This is a genomic window from Rhodococcus sp. As11 (assembly GCF_048957735.1).
Lineage (GTDB): Bacteria > Actinomycetota > Actinomycetes > Mycobacteriales > Mycobacteriaceae > Rhodococcus > Rhodococcus gordoniae.
In genome coordinates, this window is the sequence record NZ_JARDJE010000007.1 from 24226 (window position 1) to 48752 (window position 24527).

The 24527-nt window shown below is 66.7% G+C and carries 22 protein-coding genes; 10 read left to right on the top strand and 12 right to left on the bottom strand.

Translation table 11 applies throughout. The features are described 5' to 3' along the window. The first annotated feature begins 70 nt into the window (after nucleotides 1–70). From PV766_RS11140 to PV766_RS11155, 4 genes are all read left to right on the top strand, one after another. Entirely contained in the window at nucleotides 71–370 is a 300-nt protein-coding gene (locus PV766_RS11140) for a hypothetical protein (protein ID WP_242496619.1), read from the top strand. Then, on the top strand, nucleotides 367–1365 hold the full coding sequence (locus PV766_RS11145; RefSeq protein WP_129975576.1) for a hypothetical protein: 999 nt from the start codon (nucleotides 367–369) through the stop codon (nucleotides 1363–1365). The genes PV766_RS11140 and PV766_RS11145 overlap by 4 nt, the downstream gene beginning before the upstream one ends. A gap of 350 nt (nucleotides 1366–1715) precedes the next feature. Further along, nucleotides 1716–2309: a hypothetical protein gene (locus PV766_RS11150; RefSeq protein WP_230825048.1), complete on the top strand. Its 594-nt coding sequence runs from the start codon at nucleotides 1716–1718 to the stop codon at nucleotides 2307–2309. Continuing rightward, entirely contained in the window at nucleotides 2306–2833 is a 528-nt protein-coding gene (locus tag PV766_RS11155; RefSeq protein WP_129975574.1) for an LpqN/LpqT family lipoprotein, read from the top strand. The genes PV766_RS11150 and PV766_RS11155 overlap by 4 nt, the downstream gene beginning before the upstream one ends. Nucleotides 2834–3844: 1011 nt before the next feature. On the opposite strand, the gene PV766_RS11160 is transcribed toward PV766_RS11155, so the two are convergent. The 3 genes from PV766_RS11160 to PV766_RS11170 all read right to left on the bottom strand — a co-directional run bounded on the left by PV766_RS11160 (nucleotide 3845) and on the right by PV766_RS11170 (nucleotide 7028). Then, nucleotides 3845–4537, bottom strand: a complete 693-nt coding sequence (locus PV766_RS11160; protein WP_371053857.1) for a GTP pyrophosphokinase — start codon at nucleotides 4535–4537, stop codon at nucleotides 3845–3847. A 171-nt stretch (nucleotides 4538–4708) separates the two neighbouring features. Next, nucleotides 4709–5983 carry an MFS transporter gene (locus tag PV766_RS11165; RefSeq protein WP_129975572.1) on the bottom strand — a complete coding sequence of 425 codons (1275 nt, stop codon included), beginning with the start codon at nucleotides 5981–5983 and terminating at the stop codon, nucleotides 4709–4711. 40 nt (nucleotides 5984–6023) lie between these two features. After that, nucleotides 6024–7028: an aldo/keto reductase gene (locus PV766_RS11170; RefSeq protein WP_165369204.1), complete on the bottom strand. Its 1005-nt coding sequence runs from the start codon at nucleotides 7026–7028 to the stop codon at nucleotides 6024–6026. Between the two features lie 114 nt (nucleotides 7029–7142). Between PV766_RS11170 and PV766_RS11175 the strand changes: the two genes are divergently transcribed. Beyond that, nucleotides 7143–7709: a TIGR03086 family metal-binding protein gene (locus PV766_RS11175; RefSeq protein ID WP_064065220.1), complete on the top strand. Its 567-nt coding sequence runs from the start codon at nucleotides 7143–7145 to the stop codon at nucleotides 7707–7709. Beyond that, nucleotides 7706–9403 (top strand): dihydroxy-acid dehydratase, encoded by a 1698-nt coding sequence (gene ilvD, locus PV766_RS11180; protein WP_129975568.1) that lies wholly within the window; start codon nucleotides 7706–7708, stop codon nucleotides 9401–9403. The genes PV766_RS11175 and ilvD overlap by 4 nt, the downstream gene beginning before the upstream one ends. A 31-nt stretch (nucleotides 9404–9434) precedes the next feature. On the opposite strand, the gene PV766_RS11185 is transcribed toward ilvD, so the two are convergent. Further along, nucleotides 9435–10097 (bottom strand): serine protease, encoded by a 663-nt coding sequence (locus tag PV766_RS11185; RefSeq protein WP_165369190.1) that lies wholly within the window; start codon nucleotides 10095–10097, stop codon nucleotides 9435–9437. Between the two features lie 48 nt (nucleotides 10098–10145). Further along, the gene (locus tag PV766_RS11190) at nucleotides 10146–10970 is read right to left on the bottom strand and encodes a DUF6319 family protein (protein ID WP_421097038.1); all 825 of its coding nucleotides are present in this window, start codon (nucleotides 10968–10970) and stop codon (nucleotides 10146–10148) included. A 140-nt stretch (nucleotides 10971–11110) separates the two neighbouring features. Here PV766_RS11190 and PV766_RS11195 point away from each other — a divergent pair, with 140 nt between their 5' ends. Together PV766_RS11195 and PV766_RS11200 are read left to right on the top strand one after the other, a co-directional pair. Next, nucleotides 11111–12208: an adenylate/guanylate cyclase domain-containing protein gene (locus tag PV766_RS11195; RefSeq protein ID WP_026003464.1), complete on the top strand. Its 1098-nt coding sequence runs from the start codon at nucleotides 11111–11113 to the stop codon at nucleotides 12206–12208. Between the two features lie 183 nt (nucleotides 12209–12391). After that, nucleotides 12392–13324, top strand: coding sequence for an AurF N-oxygenase family protein (locus PV766_RS11200; RefSeq protein ID WP_115311511.1), 933 nt, complete (start codon nucleotides 12392–12394; stop codon nucleotides 13322–13324). Nucleotides 13325–13444: 120 nt separating this feature from the next. Here the strand turns inward: PV766_RS11200 and PV766_RS11205 are convergent, their stop codons facing one another. After that, nucleotides 13445–14275 (bottom strand): IclR family transcriptional regulator, encoded by an 831-nt coding sequence (locus PV766_RS11205; protein WP_371053899.1) that lies wholly within the window; start codon nucleotides 14273–14275, stop codon nucleotides 13445–13447. A gap of 388 nt (nucleotides 14276–14663) precedes the next feature. Between PV766_RS11205 and PV766_RS11210 the strand changes: the two genes are divergently transcribed. Then, nucleotides 14664–15977: a bifunctional o-acetylhomoserine/o-acetylserine sulfhydrylase gene (locus PV766_RS11210; RefSeq protein WP_064064336.1), complete on the top strand. Its 1314-nt coding sequence runs from the start codon at nucleotides 14664–14666 to the stop codon at nucleotides 15975–15977. An 83-nt stretch (nucleotides 15978–16060) separates the two neighbouring features. Here PV766_RS11210 and PV766_RS11215 read toward each other — a convergent pair whose 3' ends face one another. The 5 genes from PV766_RS11215 to PV766_RS11235 form a co-directional block, all read right to left on the bottom strand. Continuing rightward, nucleotides 16061–16426 (bottom strand): hypothetical protein, encoded by a 366-nt coding sequence (locus PV766_RS11215; protein ID WP_016934909.1) that lies wholly within the window; start codon nucleotides 16424–16426, stop codon nucleotides 16061–16063. Further along, a complete protein-coding gene (locus PV766_RS11220) occupies nucleotides 16423–17127 on the bottom strand; it encodes an ABC transporter ATP-binding protein (protein WP_064064335.1) in 705 nt (234 codons plus the stop codon). Before PV766_RS11220 ends, PV766_RS11215 begins: the two co-directional genes overlap by 4 nt. Beyond that, nucleotides 17124–17867 (bottom strand): ABC transporter ATP-binding protein, encoded by a 744-nt coding sequence (locus PV766_RS11225; protein WP_064064334.1) that lies wholly within the window; start codon nucleotides 17865–17867, stop codon nucleotides 17124–17126. The genes PV766_RS11220 and PV766_RS11225 overlap by 4 nt, the downstream gene beginning before the upstream one ends. Beyond that, nucleotides 17860–20130 carry an ABC transporter permease gene (locus tag PV766_RS11230; RefSeq protein ID WP_064064333.1) on the bottom strand — a complete coding sequence of 757 codons (2271 nt, stop codon included), beginning with the start codon at nucleotides 20128–20130 and terminating at the stop codon, nucleotides 17860–17862. The genes PV766_RS11225 and PV766_RS11230 overlap by 8 nt, the downstream gene beginning before the upstream one ends. Before the next feature lie 63 nt (nucleotides 20131–20193). Then, complete coding sequence (locus PV766_RS11235) at nucleotides 20194–21591, bottom strand: ABC transporter substrate-binding protein (RefSeq protein ID WP_016934046.1); 1398 nt, start codon at nucleotides 21589–21591, stop codon at nucleotides 20194–20196. 277 nt (nucleotides 21592–21868) lie between these two features. Between PV766_RS11235 and PV766_RS11240 the strand changes: the two genes are divergently transcribed. Next, the gene (locus tag PV766_RS11240) at nucleotides 21869–23533 is read left to right on the top strand and encodes a class I adenylate-forming enzyme family protein (protein WP_421097039.1); all 1665 of its coding nucleotides are present in this window, start codon (nucleotides 21869–21871) and stop codon (nucleotides 23531–23533) included. Nucleotides 23534–23558: 25 nt separating this feature from the next. On the opposite strand, the gene PV766_RS11245 is transcribed toward PV766_RS11240, so the two are convergent. After that, nucleotides 23559–24437 carry an amidohydrolase family protein gene (locus PV766_RS11245; RefSeq protein WP_421097040.1) on the bottom strand — a complete coding sequence of 293 codons (879 nt, stop codon included), beginning with the start codon at nucleotides 24435–24437 and terminating at the stop codon, nucleotides 23559–23561. Between the last annotated feature and the right edge of the window lie 90 nt (nucleotides 24438–24527).

The window sequence follows — 24527 nt, forward strand, 5'->3', positions numbered from 1 at the left end:
GGATCCGTGGGGGCGCCTTCTGCTATCGTCCCGACCCGGACGTATCGGGGGATTCTGTCGGGGGGCAGTCGTGACGTTGCACGTAGATCCTGAAGCGCTGCGCACATTCGCAGCCTTCGTGGCGGACACCGCCGACGCGGTCGACGACTGGGACGTCGGCGAACCGTATGCCGTGTCGCAATCAGCGCTTCCCGGAACAGAATTCGCGGCCGTCTGTGCACGAGCCTTCACCGCCACCGATCAGGCGCTGAGCAACGTGTGCAGTCGCCTGCGCGAGATCGTCGACATCACCGACGGTGCCGAGAACGACTACGTCATCGCAGAGGCGGACTTCGTGGCTGCACTCTCGGCGATGGATCAGCACGAATGAGACCGGGAGTCGCCGCCGTGCGGTCCTGGAATCCCGACGCTCTGCGAGTCACCGCCGGCCACCTCGACGTGCTCGTCGACACACTCGACGACCGCATGAAAGCTCTGCTCACCGAGCAGGATGTGCTCGCCGAGCGATGGTCCGGCGACGCCGCACGTGCCGCCGCCGCGCGAGTGGTCCGAGAACGCTCGCTGGGTAGCGCCATCGCCGAAGCGCTACTGCAGGTCGCGGAGGCGTACCGCACCGGCGCGTGGCTCGTCGAAGGCACCCGCCTGCACCTCGTGTCGGTCGTGGGCGGCGCCGAACAGTCCGGGTTCACCGTGCACGACGACGGCACCGTCGACCCCTCCGACCAGATCCGCATCCTCTCGGCGATGCTGCAGGCCGAAGCCGTCGCCGAAGCCCGCGTCCGCCTCGAACACGAAGCGGCGGAACTGACACACGCCGTCACCGGCGCTCTCGAACAAGCGTCGCGAGCCGCAATCGAAACAGCCGATCGAATCACCGCCGCCGTTGCGGTACTCGAAGCAGCCAGGGATGCCGCGGTGCCGGGGAAGGTCGTGCAGACGGAGGACGGTGAGTTCTCCTGGTGGCCGGACTGGCCATCCACCATCGCAGCGTCGTCCATCGGCGCAATGTCCGGAGCTACCAAGGAACTCCTGACCGACGCGGCAGTGGCCTCGGGCGACGATGTCGCACGCAACATCGCACGTGGAATGAACCCGGCTGCCGCTGCAGTAGGCACCGTTCCTGCGATCGTCAACGACATCAAGGGAGGCATGGATCCCACCGAGGCGGTGGTGTCCGAGAGCGCCGGAACCGTTGTCGGCATGGTCGGTGCATTCCTGGCGTCGAAGGGAACTACCGCGGCTATCGGCGCTGCGACCGGCTCGGTCGTTCCAGGGGTCGGCACCGCCGCCGGCTTCGCTGTCGGGCTTGTGCTCGGGGGCTTTGCCACGTGGTACACATCCAAGAGGATCCAGGAGTTGTGGTGACGACCGAAGGCACGCCGGAAGACCGGAATCACGTTCGCGCCGATAGTTCCTCCGACGCGCCCTGTTGGCCGCAACGTCTTCGAATCGGATGGTGCATAACGGGGGTATGCGTTCTGGTCTTCGCTACGTGGAGTCTGGTTGACAGTTCTGCGAATATCCTCCACGAGGAGTTGGTATCCACGATCGGTTCGCTGTTGTACGGAGCAGCAATGCTGCTCATGGGCGTGATGTGTGTCAGACTCGGAGGGATTCGACATGTCCTGCATTCCCCACGCATCAGAAGTTACAGGCATCCGGAACATGGCACGGGAATCGTTGTCCCTGGAGGACTTACGCCTCTGACTATTTTCATGGTCCTGCTCGTCGTGGTCGGGCTCGGATGCCTGGCCGTAGCGGCGCTGAACATCTACATCACCGACAAATCCGAGTTGCCTTACGGTCGCGACCCTCACGCCACTGCAATTTTCATGTTCGTGGGTGGGGTCGTCGCCCTGATCGCCTCGGCAGTGTTCGCATGGTTCCGGCTCCCGACAACAGTGGGGTTGTACCCGCAAGGAATCGAAAGAGTCGTACGCTCTCGCAAGCTCCGACGAAACAATGCCACCGTGCAGTTCGCGCGTTGGGACGCTATCGAAAGCATCATCGGAACGGATATCGTGACCCGTTCCGGATCCGGCGACGTCCGCACTCCGATGATCCACATCCACACGACCGGGCGGATTCCCCCCGAAGCGCGCATTCCCCACGACGAAGAACACATTCTCGCCATCGTCTGCACTTGGCTCATCGCAGAACCCAACACACTCCTGGCCCTGGCCCGACGAATGCATGAACGTCCACACGACCGCACACTCCTCGCTCGGGAGGACGCGGCCGAACTTCTCAGACCACCGCCTTTGCGAGAGCGATTCCGGATGGCACGCCACCAGGAGGCGTCTCGATGAACGCTTCGCTTCAGACGACGCTCTCCGACTACCTCGCAACACACGAAGTCGAACTGAGCCCCTGCGACCCGGACGATCCGCGGCATCCACAACCGAAACTCCAAGCGCCGGAAGGCTGGATCACACTCCCCCGCGACGTCTTTCCGCACGCACATACGGTTCTCGTAGCTCCCGAGCACGTCGCGGATGATTGGGCACCCAACGCCGTACTCCTTCATGGTGCACTGGTGAAGTGGCGGCCGGCGGACGAACTGCTGGAGGTCGCAGGGAATGAAGTTCGCGAACTGCCCGCATGGAGGGAGAGGTTCCGCGACACATCCGATTTCCGCGGGCACCGATCGGTGATCGTCCAAGGCTCCTATCGAGTGGACGACGTCGAGTACACCGCCGTGACGCGATATCTCGTGATCGACCACGAGTACGATCGCTACCTGACGCAACTGACGGCAACCGCACGTTCCGACAGCGCCGAGTCTCTTATCGCTCATCTGCATGCAATCCACGAGGGACTGAGAATCCGGTGAGCGATTCCATCGAGACGTACACGTACGGAGAACGGTCCGAACCTGCTTGGCCGCAACGGTTTCGTACGGGATCGCTCTGCCTCGGCGTGTTCCTGGCCGGGGCCGGAATCCTTGTGCTGCAGAAGACCGTGGACGTTCGACGAGCGGATGACCTCGGAGCCATCGCCCTGGGGTTCTGTCTCGCTGTGATGACGGCGTCAGGTTCGGCCTGGGGATTCGAGCGAGCCGGCTTCCACCGATTCGGTTTGCATCCGAGGATCCGGCAGTGCCGAGACGACGTTCACGGCCCTGGCATCGAGATTCCTTACGTGAGGATACTTCCCGTTCAGCTGTCCGTCGTGTTCTCCTGCATGACAGTAGCGGGTGCTTTCATGATTCGTGCGTCGAACCGACCGGACGGAGCGATGCTTCTTGCGAGACACGAGCTCTCCTTCTCCGGCTCGTTCATCGCATGGACGACGTGTGCAACCGCGGCGGTGGGTGCTCTACCCTTCTTGATCCACCCCCGGGGATCCACACGTCTCCATGCCGACGGTATTCGCCGCCGCACGACATGGCTCGTGCGGCGTGGCGTTTCGGACGTGGTCGTTCGATGGGACGAGATCCAGGAAGTGGCTGCCGATGTCTACACCGTCTCGGGTCGCGGGGCGTCTACACACAATCCACTCATCCGTCTGCACGTACCCGGCTATGAACCGACTCCACCTCGCATGGGGCACGACACACCGGATTCGTTCACCGTTCCGGCGTACGTTCTCGTCAGCGAACCCAACACGCTGCTCGGGCTCGTCGACCGTCTCCATCGGTGTCCCGAAGATCGCCATCTCGTCACCACACCCGAGGCCCCTGAACTCCTCCGTCCCCTCCCTGTGCGTGAACGCTTACGTATCGCGCGGAAGATTCCGCGTCAACAGTGGGAATGGTGATGGGCACGCAACACCGGTGGTGGGTTCGCAACGCCGACAGTGACCGACCACGTTGCGAGCCTTCACCCCACGTTGCGTACCTCGGTCAGTTCCCGTTGTTCGGGCCGTGGACGCGGCGGTGCAGTGCTTCCATCCGCAGGTCCAGATCGCGCGCAGTCTCCGCGGCGAGGCGGAGTTCCTCGCGCAGTTCGTCCGGTACCTCGCGGTCGTGTTTGTAGTAGATCTTGTGTTCCAGGCTCGCCCAGAAGTCCATGGCGACCGTGCGGATCTGCAGTTCGACGTAGACGCGCTCGACCCGGTCGGACATGTACACCGGGATCTGGACGATCACGTGCACGCTGCTGTACCCGTTGGGTTTCGGGCGGGCGATGTAGTCCTCGATCTCGACGACCGTCACGTCGAGCTGGCTCGTGATCATGTCGATGATCCGGTAGACGTCCGACGTGAAGCTGCACGTGATACGGATGCCGGCGATATCGCGGACGGCCTCGCGGATGCCGTCGAGCGAGGCGGGCGCACCCTTCCGTTCCGCCTTGGCGAGGATCGACTCGGGGCTCTTCAACCGCGACTTCACGTGTTCGATCGGGTTGTACTCGCGGGCGTAGGCGAACTCCTCGCGCAGGATGTTGATCTTCGTCATCATCTCGTCGATGCCGAACTTGTACACCATGAGTGCGCGTCGCAGATCCTGCGCGAGATGCTCCACTGCGACCAGCGGTGCCTGCACGTCGTCCGGTGCCGGCAGCCCTGGTTCGGGTTCGCCCACCGTCGTCTTCACTCGATTCCTCCTCGACTGCTTCCGGGATCGAGTCTGCCAGTCCGACCACGACAGGCGGTTCTCACCTCCACGACCTGCAGTGATGCCGGACGGTCCACCCGAACAGGACTCCCGCCGCTCGTCGATCGAGACATCCGGACGCCTCGACGCCCAGGGCTTGCCCAACCGCGTTCAGCGCTTACCCCGGCCGAACCGCTCGACCACGACCGCCCGCAGCGAGCGGGCTTCGATGCCGGCCTCGCGGCGGGCGCGCCCTCGGGTCACGAGCACCCCGATAAGCGCGATCACCCAGATCGGATACTGCGCGAACCACGCGACGCGGAAGGCGTCGAAGGTGTAGCCGCCGAGCCGGTCGAGCACGATGCCCATCGTCTGCACGACCAGCAGTGTCGCGAGGAAGCCACCGATGTTGACGATGCCGTTGGCCGTGCCGAGCGCGGTCCCGGGATTGAAGGTGCGGGCGTAGTCGAAGCCGATCATCGATCCCGGCCCGCCCACCGAGATGACGACGACGAGCACCACGAGCAGCCACAGCGGTGCGGGTCCGGACAGGGCGAGCACCGCCGACCACGTCACTGCGCTGGCGAGGATGATCATGAGCACGAGCCACGAGCGTCTGGTCGGGAAGCGTCCCGACAGCACGCCGAGGATGGGTCCGGCGGAGATGGCGGTGACCACCGAGACGGTCAGCATCGAGCCGGCCGCCGCGGGTGACAGGCCCTGCGCGGAGACCAGATACGGCACGCCCCACATGAGCGCGAAGGTCGTCACCGAGAACTGCGTGCCCATGTGGGTGAAGAAGCCGAGCTTGGTGCCGGGACGCCGCCACACCGTGCCGAGCCCGCCGATCACCTCCCGCAGCCCTGACGCGGTGGCCTCGCGCGTCTCACCGGGCGGGGTGTCGCGCACGACCGCGAACACCAGCACGCACGCGAAAAGGCCGAGCGCCGCGGCACTGCCGTAGGCGGCCGTCCATCCCGTGCCGGTGAGCAGCAGGACGAACGGCACCGCCGACAGCACCTGGCCGAGCTGGCCGAAGATGCCCGTCAGCTGCGAAACGACAGGCACGCGGCGCGGCGCGAACCACACCGGCACGAGCCGCAGCACCGAGATGAACGTCAGGGCGTCACCGACACCGACCAGCACTCGGGCCAGATACGCGACCGGCAGCGACTCGGTGACGGCGAGGATCGCCTGACCGACGGCGAGGATCACGGCGCCGGTCGCGATCATCCGCCGCGAACCGAACCTGTCGAGGAGCACACCGGCCGGGATCTGCATCCCCGCGTAGACGATGAGTTGGAGGACGACGAAGCCGGACAGCACCGACGGTGAGATCTCGAAGCGTTCGGTGGCAGCGAGTCCGGAGACGCCGAACGCCGTCCGATGGAGGACGGCGACGATGTAGGCGAAGACTCCGATACCCCAGACCAGCCATGCCCTCATGTCACAAGGACGATACGCGTCGGTCTGTTAACGGTACTAATTACTCACGCCCGAGCGACACCCACGTCGGGTCGGCCGCACGCGGACCGGCGACCTTGCCGGCGAGACGATCCAGCCGCGCGACCTGCTCGTCGGTGAGCGTCACGTCGAGCGCTCCGGCGTTCTCGGTGACGCGACTCGCGTAGCGGGTGCCGGGGATCGACACCGACGGCAAGCCGAACTCGCGACCCTTCGCGTCCAGCCATGCCAGGGCGATCTGTGCGATGGTCGCGTCCGCATCCTTCGCGACCGCCCGCACCTCCTCGCGCACCGCGAGGTTGATCGGCAGGGCGTCGGCGTCGAAGCGCGGGAAGCGCTTGCGCAGGTCGTTCTCGGCAACCTGTCCGGGATCGAAGGCGTCGGTGAGCAGCCCCCGGCTCACCGGCGAGTACGGCACGAAGCCGATGCCGAGTTCGGCGGCGGTGGGCACCACGTGCCGTTCGACGTCGCGCGAGACGATGCTCCACTCCGACTGGATCGCCGCGATCGGGTGGACGGCGTGCGCGCGGCGCAACTCGTCGCCCGTGGCCTCCGACAGTCCGATGTGCCGCACCTTGCCGGCCTGCACGAGTTCGGCGAGGGCACCCACCGTATCCTCGACCGGCACCTCCGGATCCACGCGGTGCAGGTAGTACAGGTCGACGTGGTCGACGCCGAGACGCCCGAGCGACTCGTCGATGGCCTGCTTCGCGTATTCGGGACGGCCGTTGATGCGACGGTTGGCGGCGCCCTTGCCGCTGACCGCGCCGACGAGACCGAACTTCGTCGCCAGCTGGACTTCGTCCCGCCGGTCGGCGAGCAGCTTGCCGACCACCTTCTCGCTCGTGCCGTCGCCGTAGACGTTGGCGGTGTCGATGAAGGTGATGCCCAGATCCACGGCGTGGTGCAGGGTCGCGAGCGCCTCGTCGAGATTCACCTCGCCGTATGCGGGGGCGACGGACATCGCGCCGTAACCCTGGGCGCTGACGACGAGACCGGGCGCGAGCCGGACGGTGGGGACAGGCATGTACTTCTCCTCGACGACGACACGGTGCGACTCCCGATCGTCCCGCATCCCGCGCATGATCGCAGGAGTCGAAATCGCCGTGATCCGAGCAACCCGCGCCCTACGCTGAGAGACATGGCGACCGACTGGCTCTCCCTGCAACGAACCGCGCGGCGCGAGTTCGGCGACCGGGTCGCGCAGATCCGCGACTGGCACGCCCCGACCCCCGACACCGAATGGGACGTCACCGACCTGGTGTGGCACATGGTCGACGAGCAGCGCTGGATCCAGCCACTGCTCTCGGGGCGTTCCCTCGACGACGCGAAGGCCGCACTCGAACCGATCGGAGACGACCTCGCCGCCGAATGGGCACGCTTCGCCGAGCAGGCGACCGCCGCGTGGGCGATGGCGGCACCGTCCCAGGAGGTCCACCTGTCCTACGGCACCGTCCCGTGCCTCGACTACATGAAACAGCAGGTCGCGGACATCACCGTGCACACCTGGGATCTCGCGCGGGCAATCGGCGCCGACGAGACCCTCGACGCCGAACTCGTCGACGCCGTGCTCGCCGACATCGAACCTCAGAAGGACATGCTCGCCTCGAGCGGTCTGTTCGCCGATCCCGTCCCGCTCCCCGACGATGCTCCGCCACAGGACCGGCTCCTCGCCCTGACCGGCCGCGACCCTCGGAAGGCCTCATGACGGACCGGCCCGATATCAAGCCCCGCAGCCGCGACGTCACCGACGGCATGGAGAAGGCCGCCTCGCGCGGCATGCTCCGCGCGGTAGGCATGGGCGACGACGACTGGGGTAAGCCGCAGATCGGGGTGGCATCGTCGTGGAACGAGATCACGCCGTGCAATCTCCCGCTCGACCGGCTCGCCCGAGCGGTCAAGGAGGGGGTGCATGCCGCAGGTGGATATCCGCTGGAATTCGGCACCATCTCCGTGTCCGACGGGATCTCGATGGGGCACGAGGGCATGCACTTCTCCCTGGTGTCCCGGGAAGTCATCGCCGACAGCGTCGAGACGGTGATGCAGGCCGAGCGCCTCGACGGATCGGTGCTGCTCGCGGGATGTGACAAGTCCCTGCCCGGCATGCTCATGGCCGCGGCCCGCCTCGATCTCGCCGCCGTCTTCCTGTACGCCGGGTCCATCCTGCCGGGCATCGCGAAACTGTCCGACGGCACCGAACGCGACGTGACGATCATCGACGCCTTCGAGGCGGTCGGGGCGTGTGCGCGAGGCCTGATGTCCGAGACCGATCTCGACGCGATCGAACGCGCCATCTGCCCCGGTGAGGGCGCCTGCGGCGGCATGTACACCGCGAACACGATGGCAGCGTCGGCCGAAGCGCTCGGCATGTCGCTGCCGGGAAGCGCATCCCCACCCGCCACCGATCGTCGCCGCGACGGTTTCGCCCGGCGCAGCGGACAGGCCGTGGTCGAGTTGTTGCGTCGCGGAATCACGGCCTCGGACATCCTCACGAAGGAAGCATTCGAGAATGCCATCGCAGTGGTCATGGCGTTCGGCGGCTCTACCAACGCCGTGCTCCACCTGCTCGCGATCGCGCACGAGGCCCGCGTGGATCTGAGCCTGGACGACTTCGTCCGGGTGGGTGCGCGGGTACCGCATCTCGCCGACGTCAAACCGTTCGGCCGGCACGTGATGAAGGACGTCGACCACATCGGCGGCGTCCCGGTCATCATGAAGGCGCTGCTCGACGCGGGTCTGCTGCACGGCGACTGCCTCACCGTCACCGGGAACACCGTGGCCGAGAACCTCGCCGGGATCAGGCCACCGGACCCGGACGGCAAGGTGCTGCGTGCCCTGAGCGACCCCCTCCATCCCACGGGGGGAATCACGATCCTGCGGGGCAGTCTCGCTCCCGGCGGAGCGGTGGTGAAGTCCGCAGGCTTCGACGAGTCGGTCTTCGAGGGAACGGCGCGGGTCTTCGAACGCGAACGTGCCGCGATGGACGCGCTCGAGGACGGCACCATCACCGCCGGCGACGTGGTGGTCATCCGGTACGAGGGTCCCAAGGGCGGCCCGGGTATGCGCGAGATGCTCGCGATCACCGGTGCGATCAAGGGTGCCGGACTCGGCAAGGACGTCCTGCTGCTCACCGACGGCCGGTTCTCCGGTGGCACCACCGGGTTGTGTGTCGGGCACGTCGCCCCGGAGGCCGTCGACGGTGGCCCCATCGCGTTCGTCCGCGACGGCGACCGGATCCGCCTCGACGTCTCGAACGGCCTCCTCGACGTGCTGGTCGACGAGAAGGACATGGAAACGCGGCGGCAGGGCTGGGAGCCACTACCGCCGCGCTACACCAGGGGTGTACTGGCGAAGTACACGAAGCTCGTCGGTTCCGCCTCGAACGGTGCGGTGTGCGGGTGAGGGTCGGGTGAACCCTCGCGCCCTGGGGGCATCAGATCGGACGGAAACCTGCGCCCGGCCCGCCCCGGCCGTTGATATCGGCCATGATCACATCGATGTTGGTGCCGACCTCGGGACCGACACATGCCGCGAGCAGGTAGGCATTGACCATCGCGACGAGCGTCGTGCCCACCACCAGCGGCGCACCGGAGTCGCCTTCGACGACGCAGACCTGCGTCCACGTCTCCTGCGAGCCGAACACGTCGCCCCAGACGACTCCGCAGGTATTGCCCGTGGTTCGGCCTTCCTTGCACGCGATGTTCGGGAAGCCCGCGGGAGCGCCGAGGCCCGTGATCGTCACGTCGCCGACGCGGTCGACCGGAACCACCTTGCTCCGGTCGAACTCGATGACGGCGTAGTCGAGCCGCTCGTCGGTCGACACGATGCGGCCCACCGAGCCGGCGGCGAGGTCGTATTCGGCCTTCACCGTCATGCCGGGAGAGCCGCAGTGCGCGGCGGTGAGACCCACCAGGCGACCGGCGGCGTCGTTGCCGATCGTGGTGAGTGTGCAGTCGAAGATGTCCTGCCCGTTGTCTCCGAGAGTGATTCCCGAACCGCCGCCGAGGGTGACCGGGGGTGCCGCGACGGCCACTCCCGAACCCGCTCCGACCAGCGCGACAGCGCTTGCGATTGCAACAACCAGTTTTCTGAACATGGGGCCCCTCCTGCACTGCGCCGTCCGGCGGCCGTCGGGCTGAGCGTACTAGAGGTTTCCGCCGGATTTCCGGGTTGCGCCCAAGCTTTCCAGAGCTTGACGGGCTTCCTCGAGCTCGCGGCTGAGCTGCGCCACCCGTTCTTCGGCGGCGCGACGCGCCTCGTCGATCACCGAGTGGACGGCCTCGGTGGCCGTGGGATCACCGAGTTCCTTCACCGCCCGTTCGACGGCATCGGGCGCGACCGGCGTGGGTTTGCCGACCTTACGGGTGCCGTGCGCGACCCCCACCGTCCACTCGTTCTCCGGGTCGATGGTGACGGTGATGGTGATCGACGGTGCCTTCTTCGCCTTGCTGCGGGCCGGGGTCTTCGGCTTGGCCGGTGCCGGCGGCCGGGACGCGGAGGCGTCGGACGAAGCGGAGGTCGTCTGGGTCACGGGCTTCTTCTCCTGAGCGCGGGGACTGGCAGCGGGGGCCGGGGTGGCGGGCTTCGGGGTGGCGGGCTGTGGGGATGCGGGTTGTGGGGATGCGGGCTGCACAGACGCAACCTTCGCGGGTACGGGTTTCGCCGGTGCGGGCTTCGCGGCACCGGACGCGCGCGCGGCCTTCGCGGGCGCGCGTTTGGTTCCGGCCGGTTCGCGGGTGGCGCGCAGTTCGTCGACCTCGAACGGCAGCTCGTCGTCGACACCCTTCGGCCGCACCATCACCGTGCTGCCGCTGATCGACACCACCCGCGCCGACGTCCCCGGATCGATGCCGAGGCTCGGAATGCCCTCGACGAGGTAGACGGTCGCGCGGCGCCCCTCGGCGAGAGCGGTACCGAGCTCTCCGAGTTGGTCCTCCGTCAGGTGATCCGCGCGTCTGCGGGGCGGCATGCGACGTCCTTTCTCGGTTCGCCGAACGGTCGGCGGTGCTTCGACGACGGTCACTGTCGCACATCCGTACGACATCCCTGCTCACCCGCTCGGTGCGACCTGCCGCGCACGTGGGGGCCGAGCACGGTAAGGATGAATGCGTGACCCCGTCCGATCCGGCACCCGCATCAGGAACCGACGTGCTGTCCGTGATCCAGTCACAACTGGAGAACGCGCTGCTCGGCGGTCCGCTGCGTTACACGTTGAACGAGGTGGCGGGATTGTGCGGGCTCGAACCTGCCCGTGTGCGCCGCCTGTGGCAGGCGCTCGGTCTGACCGTCGATCCCGATCCCGACGTCGTGATGTTCACGGACGGAGATGTCGAAGCCCTGCGGGCGACAGCGGCGATCATCGCGAGCGGCGCGATCGACGAACGCCTCGAGATGCCGGCGGCCCGGTCGATCGGACAGTCGATGTCACGGTTGACCGAGTGGCAGCTGAATCTGCTCAACACCCACGTCTTCACGCAACTCGCCGCTGCCTACGAGAAGTCGGAGACTCCTCCGCAGGAGGAGGAGATCCGTGCGCTGATCGACCACATCGTCCATCGCACGACCGAGCTCGCGGTGAGTCTCCAGAGCCACATGTGGCGTCGGCACCTGGTGGCCACCACCGCCCGTGCCGCCGCGCGCCCGCAGGATTCCGGCGAGCTCCACGAGCTGGTCGTGGGCTTCGCCGACATGGTCGGTTACACGCGGTTGACCCGCCAGATCGACGCGGCCGCGCTGAGCGAACTGCTCGACTACTTCGAATCGGAGGTCTCCGATGTCATCGCACGGCACAACGGCTGGGTGATCAAGACCGTCGGCGACGAGGTGATGTTCGCAGCCGAACGTCCGATCGACGCCGCGCGCATCGCCCTCGACCTGCAGGATTCGTTCGTGGCCCAGAAGGATTACCCGGATCTGCGTGTCGGGCTGGCGTGGGGCCAAGCGTTGCCGCGCTTCGGCGACCTGTTCGGTTCGGTCGTCAACATCGCGGCCCGCCTCACCGGCGCGGCGCGACCGGGCACGATCCTCGTCGACGAGAACCTCGCCGACGCGCTCGCCGACTGCGACGAGTTCCGGTTCCAGACCGTGCGAACCCTGCGGTTGCGGGATTTCCAGCATTCCCGCCTGTACGTCCTGCGTCGCCCGCGGGAGGAGAAGAAGACCGCCGTGGGCGCGGACGGTCTGGGCGACGAGGACATGGGCCTCTAGCCGTCCGGCGCGCCCGGGCTGGTCGGCGCGGTGATCTCCGTCTTCTGGGCGCCCCGGCGCTCGTCACCGCCCGCCCCTCCCCCTTCCCGATGCCCGCGACACGAGTCGCGGGCATTGTGCTGTGCGCGCGATCACGCTAACCTGAATAACAGTTACCAGTCGTCACACTAAAAAGGTGGAGACATGACCGCATCGCTCACCCGCGAGACCAGCAAGGGCTTCACCCCCGGCGTCGCACTGTCCGATCGGGAGGAAACCGCCGGACGACTGCTCGCTTCGTCCGCGCGCAAGTCGTACGACCCGGTCGTCGAAGTGGACTGGGAGGCCCCCGTCCCGGACGACAAGTTCGGCATGACACCCGAATGGAGCACGCTCTACGGCACCGCGCTGTGGGACGAACTCACCGACGAACAGCGCATCGAGCTGACCAAGCACGAGGCCGCGAGCGTCTCGAGCGTCGGCCTGTGGTTCGAGATCCTGCTCATGCAGATGCTCCTGCGCGACGTCTACGACCGCGACAAGCATTCACGCCACGTCCAGTTCGCCCTCACCGAGGTGGCCGACGAGTGCCGACACTCGGTGATGTTCGCGCGCGCCGGCGAGCGGCTGAACACGCCGGGCTACGGTCCGGCCCGCTACATCCACCAGCTCGGTCGCCTCTGGGGCCATTTCTTCAAGGGCGCCAACGCCTATGCCTCGGTCATGGCTGCCGAGGAGATCCTCGACATGATGCAGCGCGACTTCATGCGCGACGAGCGTGTCCAGCCCGTCACCCGCGCGGTGTCGAAGATCCACGTCCTCGAGGAGGCGCGCCACATCCGCTTCGCCCGCGAGGAGGTCGCACGCCGACTCGCCGGTGCGAGTCGCGCGCGACTCGCGTTCGAGCGGTTCAACACCGCGCTCGTGGTCTTCTTCGTCGTCAAGAGCATGATCCACCCCGACGTGTACGCCAATGCGGGCCTCGACCGCGAGCGGGCACTGCGAGAGGCCAAGGGCAACAAACACTATCACGACCAGGTGCGCAAGTCGGGAGCGAAGCTGATGACCTTCCTCGACAACGTCGGCCTCATCGGCGGACCGTCGAAGATCCTCTACAAGAAGGTCCACCTGCTCTGAGGCGCATACCGCCGTAGAACGCACTGTGCGCAGTTCTCGCCGAGCCCCCCGAGGGCTTCCGACGAGAACTGCGCACAGTCGTTCGAGGTGAACCGGATTCGTGGTGGAACCGGAAGGACGTCAGCCCACCTTCTCGGTGGCACCCGGCAGGTTGTCGTCGCGCTCCTGCTCGGGGAACAGGGTGCGCGTGATCTTCCGGGCCGTGTCGGCGACGATCGGTGCCACCCATTCGAGACGGGTCGAGCGGGCGTCTGCCGCGAGCGACAGGGCGGCCACAGGGCCGTCGACCCCGCGGAGGGCGACACCCACACATCCGATGCCCCGCGCGGCCTCCTCGCGCTCGAACGCGACGCCACGCCGCTTGCGAATGCGGTTGAGCTCCTGGTGCAGTGCGACCTCATCGCGGATGGTGCGCTCGGTGCACGGGACGAGCTGCTTACCGTAGAGCGCATCGATGCGTTCGGGTTCGAGCCACGCGAGAATGGATTTACCGGCCGCGGTGGCGTAGGCGGGGAATCGTCCACCGACCCGTGAGGGCACGGTGGAGGCGAACTGCCCACCCACCTTGTCGAGGTAGAGCACCTCGTCGCCTTCGAGCACCGTCAGATGGACGACGGCGCCGGTCTGCATCGCGAGTTCGTGGAGGTGCGGTGCGGCAGCCTCCCTGATGCGGCGATGACCGGTGTCGCTGCCGCCGAGGCCGAGGGCACGCGGGCCGAGGCAGTAGCCGAAGGAGGCGTGCTCGATCCACTCGCGACGCACGAGGTGGTCGAGGATGCGGTGCACGGTCGAGCGGGGAAGCCCCGAGCGACAGGTGACCTCTTCGAGAGTGAGGGCGCCCCGACTGTCGAAGGCCTCGAGGATGAGCGTCATCCGATCGACCATCGATGGAGGGAGTTCTCGCTTGGACGAGGTACCGACGGGCTCGAGCGCGGAGTCGACGGCGGTCAACTGCACCTCCAAAAGTCCTGGCCACGACCCTGCGCGCCTCATGAAACTGGAATCTGTTCCAAAACGTTAGCAGTAACAGCCGTCACACCGGAAGGGGTACACACAGACTGTAGGTACTCCGGAGTCGGTTTCCCGGCGAGAGGGAATCCCTACGACTCTGGTCGGAATCGTGTGGACAGGATATTGTCGGGACCGTGAGCAAGACGTACGAGCGCGCGAGCCGGTCGCCGCACCGTCGTGCCCCCCTGTCGTGTATTCGCGGGTGCCGAGCCCGCTGACCGCCGCACCCGTTCCTGCCCCTCGATGCCGCCACCCGACGGCGTCGTGCCCGGGGCCCGAAGGTCAGCATGTCGACGATCAGAACACATCTCGAATCCGGAGCAGAGCCATGAGCGACACCACCCCTGAAGCAATCGACCCCAGCGCGAACTGGAGCTTCGAGACCAAGCAGATCCACGTGGGCCAGCCCGCCGGCGGCGACACGAAGGCCCGGGCCCTGCCCATCTACCAGACCACCAGCTACACCTTCGACAGCACCGATCACGCCGCGGCGCTCTTCGGTCTCGCCGAGCCCGGCAACATCTACACCCGCATCATGAACCCGACGCAGGACGCGGTCGAGCAGCGCATCGCCGCCCTCGAAGGTGGCGTCGCCGCCCTCCTGCTCGCCTCCGGTCAGGCCGCCGAGACCTTCGCGATCCTCAACCTGGCGCAGGCCGGCGACCACATCGTGTCGAGCCCGTATCTCTACGGCGGCACCTACAACCTGTTCCACTACACACTGCCCAAGCTCGGCATCGAGGTCACCTTCGTCGAAGATCCCGACAACCTCGACCAGTGGCGTGAAGCCGTCCGCGACAACACCCGTGCGTTCTTCGGCGAGACGATCGCCAACCCGAAGAACCACATCCTCGACCTGCCCGGCATCTCGGGTGTCGCCCACGAGAACGGGCTGCCGCTGATCGTCGACAACACGGTCGCCACCCCCTACCTGCTGCGCCCGCTCGAGCACGGTGCCGACATCGTCGTCCACTCGGCCACCAAGTACCTCGGCGGCCACGGCACGGCCATCGCCGGTGTCATCGTCGACGGCGGCACGTTCGACTGGACGCAGGGCCGCCACGCCGGCTTCACCACCCCGGACCCGAGCTACCACGGCGTCGTCTTCGCCGACCTCGGCGCACCGGCCTACGCGCTCAAGGCGCGTGTGCAGCTGCTGCGCGACATGGGCGCGGCGGTCTCCCCGTTCAACGCCTTCCTCATCTCGCAGGGCCTCGAGACGCTGAGCCTGCGGATCGAGCGGCATGTGGAGAACGCGCAGAAGGTCGCCGAGTTCCTCGAGGGACGCCCGGAGGTCACCTCCGTCGCCTACGCCGGCCTGAAGTCGTCGCCGTGGTACGACCGCGCCCGGCAGCTCACCCCGCGCGGTGCCGGCGCGATCGTGGTGTTCGAGCTCTCCGGCGGCATCGACGCCGGCAAGCGGTTCGTCAACGCGCTGACCCTGCACAGCCACGTCGCGAACATCGGCGACGTCCGCTCGCTGGTCATCCACCCCGCGTCGACGACCCACTCGCAGCTCACCGGTGAGGAGCAGATCGCGGCCGGCGTCACTCCGGGCCTGGTGCGACTGGCCGTGGGCATCGAGCACATCGACGACATCCTCGCGGACATCACCGCCGGGCTCGAAGCAGCCGGAAGCTGATCCGTCCGAAGCGTGAACGGCGACGGCCCATCCCTGACGGGGTGGGCCGTCGCCGTCTCACAAGCAGGCTCGAGGGGGCGGGGTCAGCCCTTCCGGACGAGCGCCTGCTCGATCCTGTCCGCCTGCGCGCTGCTCTCGAGCAGCTGCCGGACCAGCCACAGACTCAGGACCCGCGTCACCGCAGCCGCGAGGTACACGGCGGCCCCGGCCACGGTGAGCGCCACGAATCCCAGCGCCAGCAGCTGGTAGGACAACAGGTCGCGCGCGTCGGACAGTGTCAGCGATGCGATGTAGACGACGAAGACCGCGACGGCGCCGACCACCATCAGGATCAGGCCGACGATCCGGGCCTTTCCGCCCGAACCGGAGCGGGAAGCGTCGAGCCCCAGTGCCGCAACATCTTTCTTGAACTGCTCACGTCGTTCGTCGACGAGTGCGGTCATGGTCATCCTCCTAGATAGGTGGTGGACAGTTCTTCTTCGATTTCCGCCGGATCACCCGTGCGCACCACTCGGCCCTGCAACATGAGGGCGGCACTGGTGGCGATGGGAAGGACCGCCCTGGCAAACTGCTCGGCGACGAGAATCGACACGCCGTCGGCGGCGAGCTCACCGACGATGTCGTAGATCTGGGAAACGATGCGCGGTGCCAGACCCATCGACAATTCGTCCAGCAACAGCACCGTCGGATGGGTCCCGAGTGCCCGCGACAAGGCGAGCATCTGCTGTTCGCCACCCGACATCGAACCGGCCAACTGCGTGCGGCGTTCACCCAGCACCGGGAACCGGGTGTACGCGACCTCTTCGAGATCCGCGAGCGGAACACCGGTACCCGTTCCGATCCACAAATTCTCGCGCACGGTGAGGTTCGGGAAGATTCCCCGGCCCTCGGGGATCGAACACACTCCCAGACGTGCGAGTTCCGCCGCGGACACACCGTTGACGACACGACCGGCCAACCGGAACTCTCCCGACGACACGGGATGGATGCCCGAGCACACCCGCAAAGTCGTCGTCTTGCCTCCGCCGTTGGGTCCGAGCAGAGCGACCACCGCTCCCGGTTCGAGAACCAGGTCGACGCCGTGCAACACCTCGATCGCACCGTATCCGGCTCGGACGCCGGACAGTTCGAGCAACGGTTCGTTACTCATACCGCCTCCTCCTCGGTGCCGATGTACGCGTTGATCACTGCCGGATCGTTCCTGATCTCCTCCGGCAGACCACTCGCGAGCACCGCGCCGTAGTCGAGCACGTGGATATGAGAACAGATCTTCATCACCAGCGGGATATCGTGCTCGACAAGGCATATCGCGAGACCGTCCTGCGCGAGATCGCCGAGCAGTGCGGCGAACGCCTCGGTTTCCTGCTCGGTCTGCCCGGAGGCGGGCTCGTCGAGCAGCAGCACGCGCGGTGACGTCATCAGCGCCCGCGCCACCTCCACCACGCGCGCGCGGCCGGTGGGCACGTCCGAGACGTCGGTCCCCGCGATGTCGGTCAGGCCGGTCAGTTCGAGCAGGCGGTCGGCTTCCTCGTCCACATCGACCTTGTTGTGGCCGTTGGCGTTGTGGATGTCACCCGCCACCCGGAGGTTGTCCCGCACGGACAGCGATACGAACAATTCGAGGCGCTGGAACGTGCGGGCCATGCCCATGCGGGCCCTCTTGTAGGGCGGCAGCGACGTGATGTCGCGGCCGTCGAGGAAAACCTTGCCGGCCGTCGGCCGCTGCAAACCGGTGATCGTGTTGAACAGTGTCGTCTTCCCGGCCCCGTTGGGCCCGATCAGCCCTGTCACGGTTCCCGGTGCGATTCCGATGCTCACGTCCTTGACGGCGACGTGACCTCCGAATCGCACGGTGACACCGCGTGTTTCCAGAATCGATGTCTCAGCCATGGGAAATCAGTTCCTTCTCCGTCCCGGTGGGACGAGCCGACAGATACTCGTCGATGCCGAGTTCACGATCGATCTCGTCCCGCGTCTGCGCACCGTAGGGTTCGTCGACGCCGATCCGCTCGGGGATCAGCGGCGCGCGCCGCTGTGCTTCCTCGGCACCGAGCACTGCTTCGGGCATCAGCCACTGCCCCATCACCGGCAGCATGAACACCGTCACGATCGTGATCGACGCGAACCACCAGTTGTCGAGGACGCCGGTCAACGCGAGCAGGTAGGACACGAGCACGACCGCAGCTCCACCGACCAGTACGGGTTTCGCGTTCCTCAGCCCGCGGTAACCCTCGACCATCTGATGGACACTGCCGCTCGGGTTGGCCGCGACCCCGATACCGATGAGGGCGGGGCTCACTGCGGCGACGTTCCCGAGGAAAGTCCACATTCCGGCCAGTTCCGGTTGTTCTGCAGCAAGATTCGAGAACGACACCATGATGACGGCGAAACCGATACCCGACATCAGACCACCGAACAGCGCGCCGGAGACGTATCCGATGCCGGCCACGACGGTGAGCATCAGCACCGACAGGCTCACCATGATCGAGAAGCTCTCGTTCGACACCGAACCCATCGCGCTCGACATGAACAACCCACCCAGCCCGGCGATACCCGCCGACAGGGTGAACACGCCGAACTTGAGACGCACCAGGCTCTGGCCGAGCATCGCGGCCGCCGCGGGACTATCCTTCATCGCCGCGAGCCGGCGCCCGTAGCCGCTGTTACGCAACGCGATCACGCCCACGCCGAGAACAGCGAAGAGCACCGTCATCGTCATGAGGAAGGTCGTCTCGTTCCGCAGGTCCAGGGGCCCGACCTTCAGCGGTGGGATCGCGATGTTCCCGTCGGTGAACAGCGAGAACTCGACACCGAACAATTCGTGCCGGGTGGTGTCGCGCAGCACCATGTTCGACAGGAACACCCCGAACGCCATCGTGGCCAGAGCGAGATACAGGCCGCGCAGCCGCAGCGCCGGCAGCGCGATGAGTCCACCGATGACGGCGGTGACGGCGACGCCGAGCGCCACGCCCCACACGTTCAGGTGGGCGGCCAATCCGGTTCCGGAGATACCGAAGTGGAATGCCACGATCGTCGCGATCGCCCCGAACGACACCGGCGCCAGGTTCATCTCGCCGGCGTAGCCGGTCAGGAGGGTCAGCGACAGCGCGATGATCGCGAAGGTCATGCCGATCGTCAGGGTCGTGATCGCCGACGTCACCATCAGCAATCGGACGGCGTAGACGATGACGACGAGGGCCACCGCCCAGGCGATCGCCTTGCGCACCGACGGCACGTGGTACCGCTCACGGGTGCGGGTCACGGCCCCGCGCAACCGATCCTGGGGCAGCACGATGAGAACGACGAACAGCGCGATCATCGGTAGCGACACACGCAGGTTCGACGTCCACGTCCACGCGGTCGGGAAATAGGCCAGCACGTAGGTGGCGGCCAGGCCGAGGAACAGAGCGCCGGCGAAGGTGCGCGGGATGCTGCGCAACCGGCCGAACATCGCTGCCGCGAACGCGTCGATGACGAGCAACGTCAGCATGTTCGCTTCGAGGGTGCCACCGCTGATCGGTGTCACGAGGACACCGGCGAGCACCGCGAGGGTCGAACCCATCATCCAGGACAGCGCCGCAAGCCGGTCGGGGTCGTGTCCGTTCAGACGCAACAGGTCGGGATCGTCGACCACGGCCCGCATCGCGACACCGGCGCGTGTGCGGACGAACATCACGCGCAGCCCGACGGCGATGAGCACGGCGGCCCCGATGCAGATCAGCTCGTGGTAGCGGACGGCGACGCCGAACAGTTCGATCTTCGCCTGGTCGCCGAAGAACATGGACATGGTGCGGGCGGTCTCGGGATGCCAGAACCAGTGCGAGATCGAGAGCATGCCGAGCAGGATCGACACCGTGACCACGATCTTGGTGACCTCGGCGGTGTCGCGCATGCCACGCATGATCACGACGTAGAGCAACAGACCCGTCAGCGGGCCGAGCACGCCGAGGACGATGAGCAACGCGACCGGCGTGGGCAGGCCCCAGCCGTAGCGCAGTTGCCAGTAGACGAACGCCCCGAGCATCGCCTGCGCGCCGTGCGCGAAGTTGAAGATGCCGGACGTGTTGTAGGTGAGAACGAGGCCCGATGCAGCGATCGCGTAAACCGATCCGAGCACCAACCCCACGATCGTGAAGGTCAGAAAGGTGTCCATGCGAGTACCTCTGGTCGGGGTGCCGGCGGACGTGTGTCACGTCCGCCGGCACCGGCCCGCGGATCAGACGGTCGGTCGAATGACGTTGGGGTTCAGGTATTTCGTCGCGATGCGGTCGGGCCCCAGCTCGGTGCCCCAGGTGCTGGGATCGGTCGCGACACTGTAGCGATCGTCGCACTTGAAGGTGCCTGCCTCCGCCGGGAACGCCTGGGTGTACTCGGCGCCTTCGAGCTTCACGACGAGACCGCAGGTCGCGGGCATGTTGTTGCCGGGATCGGTGACCGCGTGCAACCCGCCGCCGTCCCATTCGTGGATCTGGGAGAGTTCGTCGACGACACACTGACGGGTCAGATCCGATCCGCACGCGTCCGCGGCGGTCGCCCACAGCAGGAACGAGGAGGTGGCCTGCATGCCGAGCAGCGCGGTCTTGCCGTTCTGCTTCGTGACGAGCTCGACGTACTTCTTCACGGCCGGTACGGCATCGGCGTTCTCGATCATCTGGAAGGTCATGCCGGCATGGAGATTGTCGAGCAGGCCGTTCTCACCGTTCCAGGCCTGGGCCGCGTTGCCGTACCAGGTGGCCTCTCCGAGCAGGATCGGATCGATGCCGGCCTGGTCGAGTGCCTTCACGAAGTTGAACTCGGCCGGAACCGGAGAACGTGAGGTCCACAGGCCCTTGACGCCGCACTGCTTGAACTTCTCGGCGAAGGGCGCGTAGCTCGACTCCCCTTCGTAGTTGAGGGTGACACCGCAGTTCTTGAGCGTGAAGCCGGCAGCCTTGGCGATGGACCGGATCTTGGTGCTGGCCGAGATGATCGTGGGCATCGTGCTGTCGATGACGTCGAACTCGCCGAGCAGCTCGGGGTACATCTCGGCGATCTGGAACCACTGTGAGCCGTTCGCATAGTCGACCGGGAACGGGACGCCCTGATAGGTCATCGGGCCGTTGGCCGCATCGGGAGACACGGTGAAGGCGGGAACCGCGGCGAGATTGCACGCGACCCGGGTCTGCTCGGAGGTCTGATCCATGGCGAAGCCGTGCCCGACCATCATGAACTGGTTCGCACACGCGTCCTGCATCACGGCGTTGGCCTGCGTCATCGCGGCGTCGTAGTTGGTGCCGACGATCGTGCGGCCGTTGATGCCGCCCTGCGCGTTGCACCAGTCGATCATGGCGGTGACGGCGTCACCCATCTCCTTGTTCAGGCCGGCACTCTTGACGAAACCGCGATCGTCGCCGTAGCCGATGCGGATCTCGGTGTCGCTGACCCCCTGATCGGTGTTCCCCGACGCCTCCCCGGGACCACAGGGGGAGGCGAGCGTTCCGAACGACGCCTCGGCCGACTGGCCGGCCACGGCGGCCCCGGCCCCTGCCGGAGCGAGCGCGCCGGCCGACGGGTCGGCACCGCGGTCCGACGCACACGCGGACGTCGCCACTACGATGGCGAACAGGCCCGCCATCGATTTCGATGCAGCACTGAGTTTCACGACGATGTACTCCTTCGTCTCGGTCTGGGCCGAGGCGCGATGAGGGGGCGCCGGACTGTAGGCCGGGTGCCGCGAAGGTAGCCACCTCGCCGAGTGAGACCTGGGCCACTCCCACTCACCGAGACGGATTTGTGACAGTCGACACAGCACGTACGATCGGTGCACTCGGTCACCCGCGCAGATGCCCCGCGCTCCGGCGTATACCCTGCTGCGCGACCGATACGTGCGGGACCCCCAGAAAGGCAGATCCTTGACAGCACCAGCGGATCTGCAGCAGATGCTGCAGAATGTCGTTCTTCGACTCACCGGCCCCGGCGGCCGATTCGAGCTCGTGGACGAGGACGTACGCGGTAACCGCATGCAGGTGATGCGCAACCGCGGCAGACGGATCGGCGACCTCGTCGCCGAATCCCGGCGATGGGGCGATCGCGACTACCTCGTCACCGCCGATCGCCGGATCTCGTTCACCGAACACGCCGATGCGGTCGCCGCACTGGCCACCGCGCTACGTGACGACTACGGCGTGCGCAAGGGTGATCGTGTCGCCGTCCTGGCCGCCAATTCGCCCGAATGGATCGTCACCTTCTGGGCGGCCCAGTGCCTCGGCGCGATCGCGGTGGGACTCAACTCGTGGTGGACTCCGGCCGAGATCGCCTACGGGGTGGATCTCACCGGGCCGAAGGTGATCGTCGCCGACGCCAAGCGCGCCCAGCTTCTCGCCGCGGCCGACGCCTCCGGCTACGAGCTGCTCACCATCGAGCAGGACGTGCCGCGGATCGTGTCCGAGAAGGCCGGCCCGGAACTGCCGTCCACCGATGTGGACGAGGACGATCCGGCGGTCATCCTGTTCACCAGCGGGACGAGCGGGCGCCCGAAGGGTGCCCTGCATTCGCATCGCAACGTCCTCGCCGTGGTCGACTACCACCGTTTTTCGGACGCGCTGGTCGCGGGGATGTACCAGCGCCCCTACGACGACTCGGTGCCCAGCGAGAGCCGGTACCTGCTGGTCTCGCCGCTGTTCCACATCGCCAGCCTGCACAATCTGGCGGTGCCGCGACTGGCGACGGGCAGTGCCGTCGTCATGACCGAAGGCGCATTCGACGTCGACAAGGTGTTCACCCTCATCGAGCGGGAGAAGGTGACCAACTGGGGCGCTGTGCCGACCATGGCCGCGCGCATGCTCGAGCACGAGAACCCCGACAGGTACGACCTGTCCTCGCTCACGGCGTTCGCGCTCGCGTCGGCTCCGTCCTCCCCCGCGCTGAAGCAGCGGTTGCGTGAGAAGTTCCCCTTCGCGGAGCAGGCGCTGGTGGACAGTTACGGACTGACCGAATGCAGCACGGCCATCGCCGTGGCCACGGCTCCCGAACTCGAGGCGTTCCCCGGCACGCTCGGCAACCCGATCATCACGGTGAGCCTGGAGATCCGTGATCCGTTCGGTGAGCGGGTACCCGACGGCACCGAAGGTGAGGTGTGCGTCCGCAGCCCCTACGTGATGCTCGGCTACTGGGAGGACCCGGACGCGACCGCAGCCGCGATCACCGCCGACGGATGGTTGCGCACCGGGGATTACGGCACGGTCGAGAACGGCCGCCTGCGGTTGACCGGGCGACGGTCCGATCTGATCCTGCGCGGCGGGGAGAACGTCTACCCGACGGAGATCGAACAGCGCCTCGACGAACATCCCGACGTCGTGGAATGCGCCGTGATCGGCGTCGAACACGACGATCTGGGTCAGGAGGTCGCAGCGGTGGTGGTGCTGCGGTCCACCAGCACCGTCGGCGAGGACGAGCTGCGGTCCTTCTGTGCCGAGCAGTTGGCCTACTACAAGATCCCGACCGTCTGGCGGATCACGCAGGATCTGCTCCCGCGCAACGCGACCGGCAAGATCCTCCGGCGCGCGATCTCCGTCTGAGCGAGCGGGGCACCACCCCGCGCGCTCACCCGTCGAGCCCGAACAGTGCAGTGGCATTCGCGCGGCACACCGCGCGAATCCACTCGCTGTCCGGGGCAACGCGTTCGAGCGCCTCGAGCTGGTGGATGTAGCCGTACGGGATGTTCGGGAAGTCGCTGCCCAGGAGGATCTTCTCCCGAAGTGCGTCGAGACGGGGGAGCTGGTCCGGCGGGAACGGGGTGTCCTTCTCGACGAAATCGGTGAATGCCATCGTCGTATCGAGGTAGACCCGCTCGTACTGCTCGGCGAGATCGAGGAATTCGCGGTACTCGGGCATGCCCATGTGCGCGACGATCACCGTCAGCCGTGGAAACCGGCGCAGAAGTTCGTGCATGGGTGCGGGGCCGGTGTGGGCACCGGGCGCCGGTCCCGACCCGCAGTGCACGACGATGGGCACGCCCGAGTCCTCGAGGAGACCCCACACGTCGTGGAGGAGCGGGTCGAGCGGTGAATAGTCGCCGACCTGGATGTGGGATTTGAACACACGTGCACCCGCCTCGAGCGCCGACGCGACGTAGTCCTTCGCGTCGGATTCGGGATAGAAGGTGGCGGTGTGGAGACAGTCGGGGGTGCGTGACGCGAAATCGGCCGCCCACGAGTTGAGCCATGCCGCCATCGCGGGTTTGTGCGGGTACAGCATCGCGGTGAACCGCGCTACCCCGAACTCGCGCAGCCGAGCGACGCGCTCTTCCTCGTCGTGCCGGTAGGTGATCGGCCACGGGCGTCCGATGAGCGGCCCCGCGGAGTCGAAGTATGCCCAGACCTTGTCCATGACCCGGCGGGGCATGAAATGCGTGTGGACATCCACGAGGTGGTCGAGTCCGTGAACGCTACGGAACCCGGCGATCCGCTCGGCTTCGTTCATGACGTGACCGTACCCGTGAATCCGTGGCACCGGGGAACGGACGATCCCACGCTTCCTCCCGGCGATCCACGTCACGAGACCCGAGGGCAA

Excerpts from the sequence above, each read along its gene's own strand:
- PV766_RS11155 (WP_129975574.1), top strand. The coding sequence starts at position 2,306 with ATGAACGCTTCGCTTCAGACGACGCTCTCCGACTACCTCGCAACACAC.
- PV766_RS11165 (WP_129975572.1), bottom strand. The coding sequence starts at position 5,983 with ATGAGGGCATGGCTGGTCTGGGGTATCGGAGTCTTCGCCTACATCGTC.
- PV766_RS11245 (WP_421097040.1), bottom strand. The coding sequence starts at position 24,437 with ATGAACGAAGCCGAGCGGATCGCCGGGTTCCGTAGCGTTCACGGACTC.
- PV766_RS11145 (WP_129975576.1), top strand. The coding sequence starts at position 367 with ATGAGACCGGGAGTCGCCGCCGTGCGGTCCTGGAATCCCGACGCTCTG.
- PV766_RS11235 (WP_016934046.1), bottom strand. The coding sequence starts at position 21,591 with ATGGCGGGCCTGTTCGCCATCGTAGTGGCGACGTCCGCGTGTGCGTCG.
- PV766_RS11230 (WP_064064333.1), bottom strand. The coding sequence starts at position 20,130 with ATGGACACCTTTCTGACCTTCACGATCGTGGGGTTGGTGCTCGGATCG.
- PV766_RS11200 (WP_115311511.1), top strand. The coding sequence starts at position 12,392 with ATGACCGCATCGCTCACCCGCGAGACCAGCAAGGGCTTCACCCCCGGC.
- PV766_RS11190 (WP_421097038.1), bottom strand. The coding sequence starts at position 10,970 with ATGCCGCCCCGCAGACGCGCGGATCACCTGACGGAGGACCAACTCGGA.
- PV766_RS11185 (WP_165369190.1), bottom strand. The coding sequence starts at position 10,097 with ATGTTCAGAAAACTGGTTGTTGCAATCGCAAGCGCTGTCGCGCTGGTC.
- PV766_RS11170 (WP_165369204.1), bottom strand. The coding sequence starts at position 7,028 with ATGCCTGTCCCCACCGTCCGGCTCGCGCCCGGTCTCGTCGTCAGCGCC.
- PV766_RS11210 (WP_064064336.1), top strand. The coding sequence starts at position 14,664 with ATGAGCGACACCACCCCTGAAGCAATCGACCCCAGCGCGAACTGGAGC.
- PV766_RS11150 (WP_230825048.1), top strand. The coding sequence starts at position 1,716 with ATGGTCCTGCTCGTCGTGGTCGGGCTCGGATGCCTGGCCGTAGCGGCG.
- PV766_RS11225 (WP_064064334.1), bottom strand. The coding sequence starts at position 17,867 with ATGGCTGAGACATCGATTCTGGAAACACGCGGTGTCACCGTGCGATTC.
- ilvD (WP_129975568.1), top strand. The coding sequence starts at position 7,706 with ATGACGGACCGGCCCGATATCAAGCCCCGCAGCCGCGACGTCACCGAC.
- PV766_RS11220 (WP_064064335.1), bottom strand. The coding sequence starts at position 17,127 with ATGAGTAACGAACCGTTGCTCGAACTGTCCGGCGTCCGAGCCGGATAC.
- PV766_RS11175 (WP_064065220.1), top strand. The coding sequence starts at position 7,143 with ATGGCGACCGACTGGCTCTCCCTGCAACGAACCGCGCGGCGCGAGTTC.
- PV766_RS11215 (WP_016934909.1), bottom strand. The coding sequence starts at position 16,426 with ATGACCATGACCGCACTCGTCGACGAACGACGTGAGCAGTTCAAGAAA.